The 14,417-nt window shown below is 68.1% G+C and carries 12 protein-coding genes; 4 read left to right on the top strand and 8 right to left on the bottom strand.

Annotated elements, in window-relative coordinates; all coding sequences use genetic code 11:
• Positions 1 to 15: 15 nt before the first annotated feature.
• The 3 genes from MB1_RS02530 to MB1_RS02520 all read right to left on the bottom strand — a co-directional run bounded on the left by MB1_RS02530 (position 16) and on the right by MB1_RS02520 (position 3,971).
• Positions 16 to 1,446: a sugar porter family MFS transporter gene (locus tag MB1_RS02530; RefSeq protein WP_066903281.1), complete on the bottom strand. Its 1,431-nt coding sequence runs from the start codon at positions 1,444 to 1,446 to the stop codon at positions 16 to 18.
• 237 nt (positions 1,447 to 1,683) lie between these two features.
• Positions 1,684 to 2,703, bottom strand: a complete 1,020-nt coding sequence (locus MB1_RS02525; protein WP_066903279.1) for a sugar phosphate isomerase/epimerase family protein — start codon at positions 2,701 to 2,703, stop codon at positions 1,684 to 1,686.
• Between the two features lie 44 nt (positions 2,704 to 2,747).
• Entirely contained in the window at positions 2,748 to 3,971 is a 1,224-nt protein-coding gene (locus tag MB1_RS02520; RefSeq protein ID WP_066903278.1) for a Gfo/Idh/MocA family protein, read from the bottom strand.
• 173 nt (positions 3,972 to 4,144) lie between these two features.
• Here MB1_RS02520 and MB1_RS02515 point away from each other — a divergent pair, with 173 nt between their 5' ends.
• The gene (locus MB1_RS02515) at positions 4,145 to 5,161 is read left to right on the top strand and encodes a LacI family DNA-binding transcriptional regulator (RefSeq protein ID WP_066903277.1); all 1,017 of its coding nucleotides are present in this window, start codon (positions 4,145 to 4,147) and stop codon (positions 5,159 to 5,161) included.
• Between the two features lie 263 nt (positions 5,162 to 5,424).
• Here the strand turns inward: MB1_RS02515 and MB1_RS02510 are convergent, their stop codons facing one another.
• The 5 genes from MB1_RS02510 to MB1_RS02490 form a co-directional block, all read right to left on the bottom strand.
• On the bottom strand, positions 5,425 to 6,033 hold the full coding sequence (locus MB1_RS02510) for a hypothetical protein (RefSeq protein WP_157083863.1): 609 nt from the start codon (positions 6,031 to 6,033) through the stop codon (positions 5,425 to 5,427).
• A 370-nt stretch (positions 6,034 to 6,403) separates the two neighbouring features.
• Positions 6,404 to 7,858: an MFS transporter gene (locus MB1_RS02505; RefSeq protein WP_245649991.1), complete on the bottom strand. Its 1,455-nt coding sequence runs from the start codon at positions 7,856 to 7,858 to the stop codon at positions 6,404 to 6,406.
• Positions 7,859 to 7,864: 6 nt separating this feature from the next.
• Positions 7,865 to 8,644 (bottom strand): SDR family oxidoreductase, encoded by a 780-nt coding sequence (locus tag MB1_RS02500; RefSeq protein WP_066903275.1) that lies wholly within the window; start codon positions 8,642 to 8,644, stop codon positions 7,865 to 7,867.
• Positions 8,641 to 9,804: a phytanoyl-CoA dioxygenase family protein gene (locus tag MB1_RS02495; RefSeq protein ID WP_066903273.1), complete on the bottom strand. Its 1,164-nt coding sequence runs from the start codon at positions 9,802 to 9,804 to the stop codon at positions 8,641 to 8,643. Before MB1_RS02495 ends, MB1_RS02500 begins: the two co-directional genes overlap by 4 nt.
• A 114-nt stretch (positions 9,805 to 9,918) precedes the next feature.
• Complete coding sequence (locus MB1_RS02490; RefSeq protein WP_066903271.1) at positions 9,919 to 10,668, bottom strand: GntR family transcriptional regulator; 750 nt, start codon at positions 10,666 to 10,668, stop codon at positions 9,919 to 9,921.
• 245 nt (positions 10,669 to 10,913) lie between these two features.
• On the opposite strand from MB1_RS02490, the gene iolC reads away from it, so the two are divergent.
• Genes iolC through MB1_RS02475 form a run of 3 tightly spaced genes read left to right on the top strand, consistent with a single transcriptional unit; the run spans position 10,914 to position 14,399 of the window.
• Positions 10,914 to 11,915 (top strand): 5-dehydro-2-deoxygluconokinase, encoded by a 1,002-nt coding sequence (iolC, locus tag MB1_RS02485; RefSeq protein ID WP_066903269.1) that lies wholly within the window; start codon positions 10,914 to 10,916, stop codon positions 11,913 to 11,915.
• Positions 11,908 to 12,828, top strand: coding sequence for a class I fructose-bisphosphate aldolase (locus MB1_RS02480; RefSeq protein WP_066903267.1), 921 nt, complete (start codon positions 11,908 to 11,910; stop codon positions 12,826 to 12,828). Before iolC ends, MB1_RS02480 begins: the two co-directional genes overlap by 8 nt.
• 38 nt (positions 12,829 to 12,866) lie before the next feature.
• Positions 12,867 to 14,399 (top strand): CoA-acylating methylmalonate-semialdehyde dehydrogenase, encoded by a 1,533-nt coding sequence (locus MB1_RS02475; RefSeq protein ID WP_066903266.1) that lies wholly within the window; start codon positions 12,867 to 12,869, stop codon positions 14,397 to 14,399.
• Positions 14,400 to 14,417 lie beyond the last annotated feature (18 nt).

The raw sequence follows: 14,417 nt of genomic DNA, 5'->3' as shown, positions 1-14,417 counted from the left end.
CTCAGCTTTCTGGGATCAGCGGAAATCGCCTGCGGCGAAGGACTCTTCGAGCTCCTCCAGCGAACGGCCGCTGGTATTCGGGAGCATCTTGTAGAGGAAGGCCAGGAAGATCAGGCCGAGGACGAAGAACACCAGGAACGATCCGGTGATCCCGGTAATCGAGATCATGATGGGGAAGCTGAAGGCGACGATCGCATTGGTGACCCAGAGGACCAGGACGCTCAAGCCCATACCGAAACCGCGCAGTCGCAGCGGGAACAGTTCGGACAAGCAGACCCAGACCGGGACATTGAGCGCGGTCTGCATGCTGAAGACGAAGGCGACAACCAGCGCGAGGATCGCCCATGCCTTGCCGATGCCGTCGGGCAGGACCGAGGCGGCGATGACGATCAGGCCGTGGCAGGTGGTGGTGGCCGTGAGCCCGGCCAGGATGATCGTGCGCCGCGGGATGCGGTCGATCAGGAAGAAGATGCAGATCGCGGAGCCGACCACCGCCGCCACACCGGAGGCGACGTTCGCGATGATCGCCGACTGGGAATCGAATCCGGCGGTCTTGAGAAGTTCGGTGCCGTAGTACATCACGGAGTTGATGCCGGTGATCTGCTGGGCGATAGCCAGGCCGATGGCGGCGATCATGATGCGGCGCACCCACGGGATGGCCAGGTCGTACCAGCCGCCGGTATTCGACACCGCCTCCTCTTCGGCGAGTTCCTCGACTTCGGCCATCTCGGCACGGGCACGATCCTCACTGCGGACCTGCATCAAAACGGCCAAGGCATCCGTGTCGCGGCCCTTGGAGATCAACCAGCGCGGGGATTCGGGCATCCGCATCATGCCGAGGAACAGGAAGACCGCGGGGATGGCGCAGACGGCGAGCATGTAGCGCCACACATCGTCGTGGTGGCCCCAGAGGGTAGCCAGGATCGCGTTGACGATGAACGCGAGCATCTGTCCGATGACGATCGCCAATTCGTTTCGCCCGCTGAGGGTTCCACGGCGTTCGGTCGGCGCCAGTTCGGCCAGGTAAACCGGAACGGTAACCGATGCCCCGCCGACCGCGAGACCGAGGATGACGCGAGCGGGGAGCATCACCGCCAGGTTCGGGGCGAAGACCGCCGCGAAGGTGCCCACGAAGAAGATGACGGCCAGGATGGTGATCATGCGCTTGCGGCCGATCATGTCGGCGAGGCGACCGCACACCAGGGCGCCGATTGCCGCGCCGATCAGCAGCGTGCTGGTCACCAGGCCCTCACCGACCGAGTTCAGGCCGAGCTGCGCCTTCATCGGTTCGAGCGCGCCGTTGATCACGCCGGTGTCGTAACCGAACAGCAGGCCGCCGAACGTTGCGACCACGGTGACCAGGTCGAGTCTGCGCTGGTGCGGCCCCGGTCTCAACGGTGGCAGCGGTGTTCGATCAGCAGACTCGGTGGGTGAGAGCGACGACATTGTTCTGTTCCCTTCGGTGACCGGACCCCGGATGCCATCAGTGACGTGGGTTACATCACAACATGGTTTCCGAAGTTTGTACATAGTTCCGTAAGATCTAATGATCTATTGACCGGACATTTGCTATCGCTGCAGATCGGGGGTAGCGAAACAACAGCGAGCCGCCAACCCACAACAGGTTGGCGGCTCGCCGGATGTTCTCGTGCTGACAAAGTATCCGGGCACCGAGCGCCCCGGTCAGACCGCGATGTCGGCGTTCACCTGCCGCTCCGCCTCGAGCAGCACGTCCGCCGCGACCCGCAGCCCCTCGATGCGGCCGAGGGAGACGTCCTCGTGTTCGATGTTGACGGCCATGTTTTCGTCGACGCGGTAGAGCGCGCGCAGGAAATCGGCCCAGAACGCCACATCGTGACCGCGGCCGAGCGCCACGAAGTCCCAGGCGGAGTCCTTGGGCCACTCGTTGACCCACTCGTCGCCGCCGATGTTCAGGCGGTCCTCGGTGGGCGCGAGGCGGCGGAAGCGCGCGTCGAGCACGCCGTAGATCTTGGCGTTGTCGTTGATGCGGACGTCCTTGGCGGCGGCGTGGAAGACCCGGTCACCGAGGTAGTCGACGGCCGCGATCGGGTCCATCCACTGCCAGAACAGGTGGCTCGGATCGAGTTCCGCGCCGACGTAGTCGGTGCCGACCCGCTCGATCAGCCGCAGCAGCGTCGGCGGATTGAAGACCACGTTCTGCGGGTGCAGTTCGATGGCAACCTTGACGTCGTGCTCCTGCGCGAGCGCGGCGATCTCCTTCCAGAACGGCACCACGACCTCGTCCCACTGGTAGTCGAGGATGTCGCTGGCGCCCGAATTCCAGGCGTTGACCGCCCAATTGGGGCGGGTGGCCCCGGGTTCGCCGCCGGGTAGACCGGACATGGTGACCACTCTCTTCTGCCCGAGGGCGGCGGCCACGCGGATCGAGCGGCGCAGGTCCTCGGCGTGATTCTCGCCGATGATCGGGTTGGGGTGCAACGGATTTCCGTTGACGTTCAGCCCAGCCAGGGTGATCCCCTTGTCCGCGAAGATGCCCAGGTACTCGGCGGCGGCATCCGGGCTGGCGATGATGTCGTCGATGTTCGGGATATGCGTCGGCGGGAGGAATCCGCCGGAGTTGATCTCGGCCGCATTGAGGCCCAGGGCGGCGATCTCGTCGAGGGCGGCGTCGAGCGGGCGGTCGTGCAGGACGGCGGTGTAGACGCCGAGGATCTTGGACATGACGTTCCTTCGCGGGTACGTAGGTGGTGCTCGGGCGGACAGGCTCAGGCGGGGACGGGAGCCGCGGCCGGGAGGGTGATGCGGGAGCCGCCGGCGGCGGCGGATTGGGCGGCGGCGTCGAGCAGCAGCATGTTGTGCAGGCCCTCGGCGAAGTCGGCATTGCGCGGCAGGGACAGCGATTCCGGCACCCCGGCGACCTCCTCGAGGAAGGCGCGGGCCTGGAAGACGAAGCCCTCGTTCTGGCCGATGCCGACGCCGGGGGCATCCATCGCCAGGCCGCCGGACCAGTACGGATGTGCCGGGCCGAGCGTCACGGTGCGGGTGCCGGCGATGTCGTGCTCGCCGCCGGTTCGATCGTGGTCGAGCAGGCTGACCTGCACCTGGCCGGGGTTTCGGAAGTCGAAGGAGGCCGAGCCGCGCTCACAGAAGACCTCGAACTTCAGGGTATTGGCGTGGCCCGCCGCGACCCGCGAAACCTGCAACGACCCGGTGCCGCCGCCGGCGAACTCGGCGAAGAACCCGGCGACATCGTCGTTCTCGACGGCGGCGCGCTCGTCGCTGACCGCGCCGTGCTCGTGGCCGATCACCCGTCCCAGCGGCTTGGGCCGGGTGGTGAACGCGGTGTGCAGCGTGCCGCCGCGCACCGAAGCGATGGGGCCACCGAACAATTCGGCGATATAGGACAGGTGGCTGCCGACGTCGGCGAGCGCGCCGGTACCGGGGGCGCCGGTGAACCGCCAGCTGATCGGGCCGTTCGGGTCGGAGGCGTAGTCGGCCCAGTAGGCGCCGTCGAAGTTGATCAGCTTCCCGAGACGCCCGCTGCGCACCAGGTCACCGAGGAAGGCAATGCCGGGCGAGCGCAGGTAGGTCAGGCCGATGCGGCCGAGCGCCTCCGACGATGCGGCGGCGTCGACCATCGCGCGGGCGTCCTGGATGGTGCCGGCCAGCGGCTTCTCGCACAGCACGTGCTTGCCCGCCGCGAGCAGCGCCTCGACGATCTCGCGGTGCAGCGCGTTGGCGACGACGACGCTGACGACGTCGATGTCGTCGGCTGCGGCGATCGCCTGCCAGGACGTGTCGTACCGGTCGTAGCCGAAGCGCCGGGCGACGTCGGTGGCGAGCGGTTCGTAGGCGTCCGCGATCGAGACCAGGCGGATGGGCGGCAGGGTGTCGCCGAAGACGGCGGAGGCGGAGCGGTATCCGGCGGCGTGCGCCTTGCCGGCCATGCCCGCGCCGATCACCGCGACGCCGAGGCTGGTGGGTGTCATGGGAGGGGTCTCCAGATCTGTGATGTCCGAACGCTGGGGTATGCGGGAACGCGTCACCGCTCGACTCCGAAATGTGAGTTGGAGCGCTCCAACGCGTGTCATCATGGTCCGCGATGGCAATATGTCCTGTCAATAGCTGTTGGTGAATCGGCGGGGAATCGGAGGTCTGCAGCGTGTCGTCCAAACGCCCGACCATCTACGACGTCGCCGAGGCGGCCGGGGTGTCGAAGTCCCTGGTCTCGCTGGTGTTGCAGGGCTCGCCCCGAGTCGGCGACCAGTCGCGGCAGGCGGTCGAGGCGGCGATCGCGCAGCTCGGCTACCGGCCCAGTCGGGCGGCCGCGAACCTGGCGGCAAGGCGGACGAAGCTCGTCGGCGTGCTGATCGACGACTACACCAACCTGTGGTTCGTCGACTTGGTGCGGGGCCTGCACGCCGCCCTCGGACCGCAGGGGTACCGGCTGTCGGTGGTCGACGTCGCCACGGCCGATCAGGCGGAGGACCCGGTCGAGTCGTTCCTGTCGATGCGGGTGGACGGCATGGTCGTCGGCATGGACCCGCCGCGCGCGCTGACCGCGCAGGGGCTACCGCCGATCGTGGTCGCCGGTACCCGCGAAGTGCCCGACACCGGCCTGGCGGCCCGGTTCGACGCGGTGGCCAACGACGATGCGGCGGGCGCCCGCCTGGTCGCAGATCACCTGGTCGGGCTCGGGCACACCCGGCTGGGGCACCTGAGCGTGGGCAGCGGCGCGGCCCGGATCAGGCGCGCCGCCTTCGAGGAGTACGCCCCCACCCTGGGGGCACGCGTGATCGCGACGTCGTGGGACGGTCCGGCGATCGACGAAGCCGGCTACTCCGGCGCCCTGGCCTTGCTGACCGAAAATCCCGACGTCACTGCCATTTTCGCGGCCAACGACGTCATGGCCGTCGGGGCCCTGGCCGCCGCCCGCGAACTCGGCCGCGACGTGCCGGGGGCCCTGTCGATCGTCGGCTACGACGACACCTCCCTCGCGGCGTCGCGATTGATCGGCCTGACCACCGTCAACGACCGCAGCTTCGACGTCGGGGTCGAGACCGGCAAACTGCTCGCCGACCGGATGGGAGGTGACGCCGGCGAGCCGGTGACCGTCATCCTCCCGCCGACACTGACGGTTCGACACACCACCCTCCGGGCCTCCGCGGAGGAGAGGTAGATCCGATTCATCGACAGCGATGCCGTACACCAAGAGCGCCGTCATGGCCGCGCCCACCGGGCCCGAACTGATCCCACCTCAGTTGTTCACGGACTCGCAGCGCGACTTGGCTGGGCACAATGTCGCACTGGACACGAGCTGTCCCCCTACGGGTATGATCTAGGTACGAGCAAGGCGTCGGCGTTCCAAGCTCTACGAGCTTCGATAACCGGCCTGGCCCCCGGAGTTCGGCTACGGCAGCCGGGGGCTGCTCCGTTTCACGGCTACGCGGTCGGTAATTTGATCACATACGTCTGGTCCTCGACGAGGGCAAAGTAGCTGCCGTCGTGGTGGGTGACAGTCCGCCGAAATGCCGAGCACACCAGATCGGGTAGCCACAACAACCGCTCTTGCCTCGGCGACACCAACACTTGACGCATCGCCTGCGGGATCCAACCCTCCTTGATCAACGTCGAGTGGTTCTTACGGTCCAGGTTGGCATGACGCTGCGGGGAACGCTGCTCCAACACCACCAACCCAACCGGATCACATCGACCGTCAACGCCACTGGCGAGCCGACCAACCAGATCGCGATAACAAGCCAGCCGCGTCTGCTCCCCATCGGGGTCGTTGTCCAGCACCGGAGCATGGAACGCGATCACGCACAGTTCATCACCGTCGGCCAGGTACCTCAGCAACTCCCTGGCACGCCGCCGACCGGACTCGTCCTGCAACGCCTCGGTGGTGTGCCAGTAGTCGGTCTCAGCACGCTCACGGAGCCCCTTCTGTAGCGGTTCAATATCGTTGCGGCGGTGCACAACAACCGCAGTGAAGACGTAGAACCGTCGGCGACCCTCGAGGCCCAGCTCGTACGACTCATCCAAATACGCCACCGGTCCGCGAGTCCTCCGGTATGCCTCCGCCAAGACCGGGTGCGCAACCATGCCGATAAAGCTACGAGATATCGAGACGGCCCAAAGGGAGGCTCGCCAACCAGCAGCATCTTCGAGTGTGGATAACCGGACTCGACTCTTGGTGGGGTTCCTGCTGTTGGCCGTGAGCTGTACGCCTGCCATCGGCGACGCATCGAACACGGAAGCCAAAGGGCGGCAACGCCACACAGATTGATCGTCCGTGGGACCCACGGCCGGGCGCACCACCTGGTCGCGAACCTGTAGATCGGATGGGACCGGATAGTGTGCGAACCCGCCGCAGCCACAAGTTAGCCCGGACAACGCAAACCCCGCCCGACTGCCCGGCCCGTCAGGTCGCGTCGGACGACTCCGCGGCGGCGCGGTACCGCACAGTCGCGGTCGCTCCGGCGTCCGACGGTAGACGCAGGGCGCCGATCAGGGGGATCAGCATGAGCGCGGCGACCAGGCCGAAGGCCAGGCGGTAGGCGAGGTCGCCGTCGGGACCGACGATGCCCACCCCGATCCGCACCGCGAGCGCGGCGACGGCGATCCCCAGGGCGGTGGCGACCTGCTGCAGGGTCGACGACAGGGTGTTCGCGGCGACCAGGTCGCGTTCCCCGACGTCGGCGAACTGCAGGGTGTTGTAGGCGCTGAAACCGATCGACCGAAAGACCCCGCTGAGCACCAACAACACCACGATCACCACCACCGGCACATCCGGGGTGACCGCGACGAAGGCGGCGAGCAACAGCGCACCGGCGAAGGTGGACAGGATCAGCGTGCGCCGGAAACCGAGGGCCCGGATGATCGGCGTGGTCACCGGTTTGATCACCAGGTTCCCCACGAAGACCGCGGTGATGATCGCGCCCGCCGTCGCGGCGCTCCAGCCGAAGCCGGACTGCAGCAGCAGCGCGAACAGGAACGGCGCCGCGGTGATCACCATCCGGTAGACGCTGCCGCCGATGCTGCCGGACCGAAACGTGCGGATGCGCATGACGTCCACATCGAACAGCGGGTGCTCCATCGACCGCATCACTCGCACCGCGGCCCACGTCATCAGCACCGAGGCGATCAGGAGGGCCACCACGATCGGCCACCGCCCGCCGGCCATCAACTCGACGCCGCCGGTCACGCAGACGACGGCGCCGGCGACCAGTGCAAATCCCCGCCAGTCCAACGGTGTCCGCGTGGTGGTGTCCACCTTCGGGATCACCCGCAGCCCGATGATCGCCAGGATGATGCCGATGGGGATGTTGACCCCGAAGATCCAGCGCCAGCCGACGGTGTCGGACAACAGACCGCCGAGGAACGGGGCGACCACCGGCGCCACCAGCGACGGCCACGTCAGATAGGCCATCGCGGCGAGCAGGTCGGTCGGGCGGATCGCGCGCAACACGGCGAGCCGCCCGATCGGGATCATCAACGCCCCGCAGATCCCCTGGAGGGTGCGAAAGATGCATAGCCACAGCAGGTTGGGCGCCAACGCGCAGAGCAGGGAGGTGACGGTGAAGCCGGCGAGCGCCCAGAGGAAGACCCGTCGGGTGCCCAGCCGGTCGGCGATCCACCCGCTGGCCGGCACCACGACGGCGACCGCGAGCAGGTAGGTCACCATCGTGACGCCGACCGATGACGGGGTGATGCCGAAGTCGGCGGCGATTGACGGCGCCGCGGTCTGCAGGATCGTGCCGTCGAGGTTTTCCATGAACAGCGCGCCCGCTACCAGCAGCGCCAGCGGCCGGCTGAAACCCGGGCTGGTCTGTCGGCGGAAGACCGCGCGCAGCGTCACCACGAGGCCCGGGCCCAACGAGTATTAGTCATATGCACCCACCACCTGCTGGTCCCAATCGATCACCGACCCGGTGACGATGCCGCTGTCCTCCGACAGCAGGAATACCACCATGCGGGCGATCTCGTCCGGCTGGCCGAGCCGGCCCATCGGCAGGGCGGCGACGGCATGCTCGACCCAGTTGTCGTCGGCGTCGTGAAACTTCTTCTGTACCTGCGCTTCCCCCTCGGTCTGGGTCCAACCGATGTTGAGCCCATTGATCCGGATCCGATCGAACCGGTGGGCGTGGGCGACATTGCGAGTCAGCCCGGCCAGGCCGGCCTTGGACGCGACGTAGGGAGCCAGGTAGGGCTGCCCGCCGTGCTCGGACAGCGAGATGATGTTGACGATGCTGCCCGGCGCCCCACGGCTTTTCATGTCGGCGACCGCGGCCTGCATGGTGAAGAACGGCGCGCGCAGGTTGACCGCGAAATGGGTATCGAGCAGTTCGAGTGTCGTATCGAGCAGGGTGCCACGGGATGTCGCGGCCGCGGCGTTGACCAGTCCGTCGATGCGGCCGAAGCGGTCGACAGTCGCGGTGACCGAACCGATCGCGGCGTCGGCGGTGGCGACATCGGCCACGAAGAAGGCGACGTCGGCGCCCTCGGCGGCCAACTCCTTCTCCAGCGCCTCGCCCTGATGGGCGCGCCGACCGGTGAAGGCGACCGACGCTCCCGCCTCGGCGGCGGCGCGGACCACCGCCGCGCCCACCCCCTGGGTGCCGCCGCTGACCAGGACCACCCTGTTGTCGAGGGAGATGTTCATGCGCGATGCCTTTCGTCGAGTGCGGACAGCTGCGCCGCGAAGTCGGCGGCGTCGAGGCCGGTGGCCAACGCCCGGTGGGTCAGTTCCGCCTGGGTCTCGCCGTGCATACCCACCAGAGGGGGATCGGTGTCGAGGTTCGACGGAAAGGCGTAACCCTCGGCGGCGGCCGCGATCACGTTGTCGACTCCGCGGCGGTCCCCGGTCCGCAGCCGCGCGGCGAGAGTCGGGTAGAGCGCCCGCAGCATCGCCGAACGGTCCACCGATTCCATCGCCCGACCGAACGCCGAGGACACCTGCAGGAGGTTGGCCATGCGACGGATCGAGGTCGACCGATTGGTGCCGGCCGCGTGAAACAGCGCGGGGTTGAAGAAGACCGCGTCGCCGGCCCGAAGCGGCAGTTGCACGTGGTGCTCGGCGAAGTAGTCGCGGAACTCGGGCAGGTTGAACGCCAGGTAGCCGCGCTCGTAGCGCTGCGAATAGGGCAGGTACATCGTCGGGCCGGACTCGAGCGGCATGTCGACCTGGGCGATCGCGCCCTGCAGGGTCAGCGCCGGGGAGACCCGGTGGGTATGGGCGGGGAAGCGGGCCGCGGAGTCCGGCGACATGAAGCCGAGGTGGTAGTCGCGGTGCGGCTGCTGCGCCTGCCCACCGGGGTTGACCACGTTGATCGCCGAGGTCACCTGGTACATCGGGCCGAGCCAGGCCTCACTGATGAGGGCGAGGATGTCGTTGGCGTAGTAGTCGGCAAACAGGTCCGGAACGCGCAGGGCGAGCTTCTGCAGCGCATTCCAGATCCGGTCGTTCGCGCCGGGCGCGGCGAAGTGGTCCCCACCGCCGTCGCCGGCCGCGCGCTGCTCGGCGACCATCGCGGTGAACGTTGCGGTGCTGTCGTCGAGGCGTTCGGACGCACCGAAGGCCCCGGAGAAGACGACGATGCCGGGCCCGTCCAGGAGGGCGCTCACCAGTTCGTCGCGCAGGTCGTCACGGCGTTCGGGATCGACGGCGACCGCCCGCACGGCATCCGCGTCGTAGATGACCACGCCGGACTCGGTCCGAGCCGCGTGCGGATAGGTCGCGTGGCCCGGCTCGAGGGTCGCCACGAAGTCGTCGAGCCGACAATCGCTCGCCCGCATCCGATTGACCGGATGAATGGTTGTCATGACATGAATACTCGCAAGCGAACGATGCTGTGGCAAGGGCCACTTTGGAGCGGTCCACCTGGGACCGTCACCGTCCGCCGGGAAGGACCGGCGGCGGTCGGGTGCGGCGGACGATCAGCGGCTGTGGACGGAGACGTCGAAGAAGTAGAGCGAGGCGCGGTAGACGTGCCGGCCCAACTCGATCGCCTGGCCCATCTCGTTGAACGCGACGCGCTGCATCGTCAACACCGCCTCGCCGGGTTCCTCGCCGAGCAGGCCCGCCTCGTCGCCGTGGGCGAGCCGCGCGCCGATCCGCTGGCGGGCCATCTGGATGGTGAGCCCGCGATTGCGGAAGCACTGGTAGAGGCCCTTTTGACGCAGTTCGTCCGGGGCGGGCGCGTGGTCGGCGGGGATGTGATTGGTCAGGATGGCGATCGGTTCGTCGTCGGCGCGGCGCAGTCGGCGGATCGAGACCACCGGCGCATCACGGTCGATGCCCAACTCGTCGGCGACATCCTCGTCGGGGGTGCCGAGGCGGTAGTCGAGCACCTCGGTCGTCGGCGTGCGGCCGGAGGCCACCAGGTCGTCGAAGAGGCTGGTCAACTCGACCGACCGGTGCACCTCGTTGCGGACCACCTGCGTGCCGACGCCGCGCTTGCGGACCAGCAGACCCTTGTCGACCAGCGCCTGAATGCCCTGGCGAGCGGTGGGGCGCGACATGTTGAGCCGCTTGGCCAGATCGATCTCGTTCTCGATCCGATCCCCGGGCTTGAGTTCTCCGCCGACGATCGCCTTCTCCATGGCCTGCGCCAATTGGAAGTACAGCGGAACCGGGCTCAGGCGATCGAGTTCGACGTCGATCTCCGATGTGCTCACCAGGCACATGCTAAGTCATGACGGGCGTATCTGACATACGAAACCATGTCCAGCCCGGCTCCATAATCTCCGGTTGTCCGGACAAATTCTCGAGACGAATCCGACGATCCGAGCCATCCCGGACCGTCTGCACATCAAACTCCCAGGTAAATCGGCATAGACAAACGTCACGCCCCGCAGCTAGATTGACAGGACAAAGTCGTGATTGTTACCGGCGTCACGTCCCGAACGCTCCCTCGGAGAAAGATTCCCCGATGACAAACAGCTCCCCGGCGCAGCCGTCCGACCCGTTCGACGTGATCACCATCGGTCGCATCGGCGTGGACATCTACCCGCTGCAGGACGGTGTCGGCCTCGAGGACGTCTCGACCTTCGGCAAGTTCCTCGGCGGCAGCGCCACCAACGTCGCGGTCGCCGCCGCCCGCCACGGCCGCACGACCGCGGTGATCACCGCGACCGGCAACGACCCCTTCGGCCGCTACGCGCACAACGAACTGCGCCGCCTCGGCGTCGACGACCGGTGGGTCGGCACCGCCCCCGACCTCAACACCCCGGTCACCTTCTGCGAGATCTTCCCGCCCGACGACTTCCCGCTGTACTTCTACCGCGATCCGATCGCTCCGGACCTGACTCTGCGCACCGCCGACCTCGACCTCGACGCCATCGGCGCCGCCCGGATCTACTGGGCCACGGTCACGGGCCTGTCCCGCGAGCCGAGCCGCGCCACCCACTACGACGCGTGGCGGGCCCGCAGCAACGCCCGGGGCGGCGGCCGCGCCCCGCTGACGGTCCTCGACCTCGACTACCGGCCGATGTTCTGGTCGTCCGCGCAGGAGGCGACCACCGCGGTCGCCGAGGCGCTCGAACACGTCACCGTCGCGATCGGCAATCGCGAGGAATGCGAGATCGCGGTCGGGGAGACCGATCCCGAGCGCGCCGCCGACGCCCTGCTCGACCGCGGCGTCGAACTCGCCGTCGTCAAGCAGGGTCCGCGCGGGGTGCTGGCCAAGACCCGCGACGAACGCGTCGAAGTGCCACCGCATGTCGTGGACGTCGTCAACGGACTCGGCGCCGGCGACAGCTTCGGCGGCGCCGTCTGCCACGGCCTGCTCGCCGGTTGGCCGATCGAACGCATCCTGCGCTTCGCCAATATCGCCGGGGCCATCGTCGCCTCCCGTCGGGAATGCTCCACCGCCATGCCGACCACCGCCGAGGTGGAGGCCATCATCGAGAATCGGGACCCCGTCCATGCCTGAAATCAGCCCCCTCAGTCAGCCCGGCCCCATCAGCCCCGAAGCCTTCGCCCAGCTGCGGACCACCCGCCAGGGCGGGCCCGACGACATTCGTGCCGCGCTGGCCGACCGCATCCGTCGCCCCCTGGTCCGTGACGACGGCCGGCTGATGATCGTCGCCGCCGACCACCCCGCCCGCGGCGCCCTGGGCGTCGGGTCGGACCCGATGGCGATGGCCGACCGTTACGACCTGCTACAACGCCTGGCCACCGCGCTTGCTCGGCCCGGTGTCGACGGCGTCCTGGGCACCCCGGACATCGTCGAGGACCTCGCCCTGCTCGGCCTGCTGGACGACAAGGTCGTGGTCGGGTCGATGAACCGCGGCGGCCTGCGCGGCTCGACCTTCGAGATGGACGACCGGTACACCGCCTACGACGCCGACGCCCTCACCCGCGACGGACTCGACTTCGCCAAGGTCCTCGTCCGCGTCGACCTCGCCGATCCGGCGACGGTCACGACGTTGGAGGCCACCGCGAAGGCGGTCGACGCCTGCGCCGCGGCGAAGGTGCCGATCATGTTGGAACCCTTCATGAGTGGGCGCAACGACGCCAACAAGGTGGTCAACGACCTGTCCGCGGACGCGGTGATCAACTCGATCTCGATCGCCGCCGGCCTCGGCGCCACCTCGTCGTACACCTGGCTCAAGCTGCCCGTCGTCGACGACATGGAACGCGTCATGCGCTCGACGACGCTGCCGACCCTGCTGCTCGGCGGCGATCCCAGCGGCGACCCGGAATCGGTCTACGCCTCCTGGAAGGCCGCCCTCGCCCTGCCCGGCGTGCACGGCCTGGTCGTCGGCCGCACCCTGCTCTACCCCGGTGACGGAGACGTCGCCCACGCCGTCGACGAGGCCGCGAACCTCGTGCACGGCTCCTGAGACCCGCACCGCCCCTGCGACATACGAGAGACATCAAGATGACCGAGACCACCCTCGCCCCGCCCGCCACCGAGACCGACCTGCCCGTCGTCGGGCACTGGATCGACGGCGCCGAGTACCCGTCCGCGAGCGGCCGCACCGCCGACGTCTTCGATCCCGCGCTCGGCATCGTCACCAAGAAGGTGGCGCTGGCCAACCGCGACGAGATCGACGCCGCCGTCGCCTCCGCCAAGGCCGCCCAGGAGAGCTGGGGCGGTATGTCCCTGGCCCGCCGCCAGGCGATCCTGTTCACGTTCCGCGAACTGCTCGACGCCCGCAAGGGTGAGCTCGCACAAATCATCACCAGCGAACACGGCAAGGTCCTGTCCGACGCGCTCGGCGAGATCAGCCGCGGCCAGGAGGTCGTCGAATTCGCCTGTGGCCTGGCCCATCACCTCAAGGGTGAGTACAGCGAGCAGGTCTCCACCGGCATCGACGTCTACTCGACCCGCCAGCCGCTCGGCGTCGTCGCGATCATCAGCCCGTTCAACTTCCCCGCGATGGTGCCGGCCTGGTTCTTCCCCATCGCGATCGCCGCCGGCAACGCCGTGGTGCTCAAGCCCAGCGAGAAGGACCCCTCGGCCGCGATCTGGATGGCGCAGCTGTGGGCCGAGGCCGGGCTGCCGGACGGGGTGTTCACCGTGCTCAACGGGGACAAGGAAGCCGTCGACGGGCTGCTGACCCACCCGGACATCGAGGCGATCTCCTTTGTCGGCTCCACCCCGATCGCGCAGTACGTCTACGAGACCGGCGCCAAGTACGGCAAGCGGGTCCAGGCGCTCGGCGGGGCGAAGAACCACATGCTGGTGCTGCCGGACGCCGACCTCGACCTGACCGCCGACGCCGCGATCAACGCCGGCTTCGGGTCGGCCGGTGAGCGCTGCATGGCGATCTCGGTGGTCGTGGCGGTCGAACCGGTCGCCGACGACCTGATCGCCAAGATCTCCGAGCGGATGGCGCCCCTGCGCACCGGCGACGGCCGTCGCGACCCGGACATGGGTCCGCTGGTCACCGGCGCGCACCGCGACAAGGTCGCCTCCTATATCGATGTCGCCATCGCCGACGGCGCCACGGTGGTCGTCGACGGCCGCGATGTGCAGCCCGACGGTGCGGCGGAGGGCTTCTGGCTCGGCCCCACCCTGATCGACAACGTGCCGACCACCTCCCGCGTCTACACCGAGGAGATCTTCGGACCGGTCCTGTCGGTGGTGCGGGTGAACTCCTACGAGGAGGGCGTCGCGCTGATCAACAACGGTGCCTTCGGCAACGGCACCGCGATCTTCACCAACGACGGCGGCGCCGCACGCCGCTTCGGCAGGGACATCAAGGTCGGAATGATCGGCATCAACGTGCCGATCCCGGTGCCGGTGGCCACCTTCAGCTTCGGCGGCTGGAAGGCGTCGATGTTCGGCGACACCAAGGCGCACGGCGCCGAGGGCGTCAAGTTCTTCACCCAGCTCAAGGCGATCACCAGCCGCTGGCTCGATCCCTCGCACGGCGGGATCAATCTCGGCTTTCCGCAAAACGACTGACATACGCACCTACCCGAG

Source organism: Millisia brevis NBRC 105863, assembly GCF_001552615.1.
GTDB lineage: Bacteria > Actinomycetota > Actinomycetes > Mycobacteriales > Mycobacteriaceae > Millisia > Millisia brevis.
The sequence above is the reverse complement of the archived record's forward strand: the minus strand, read 5'-3'. Positions and strand labels throughout refer to the sequence as shown.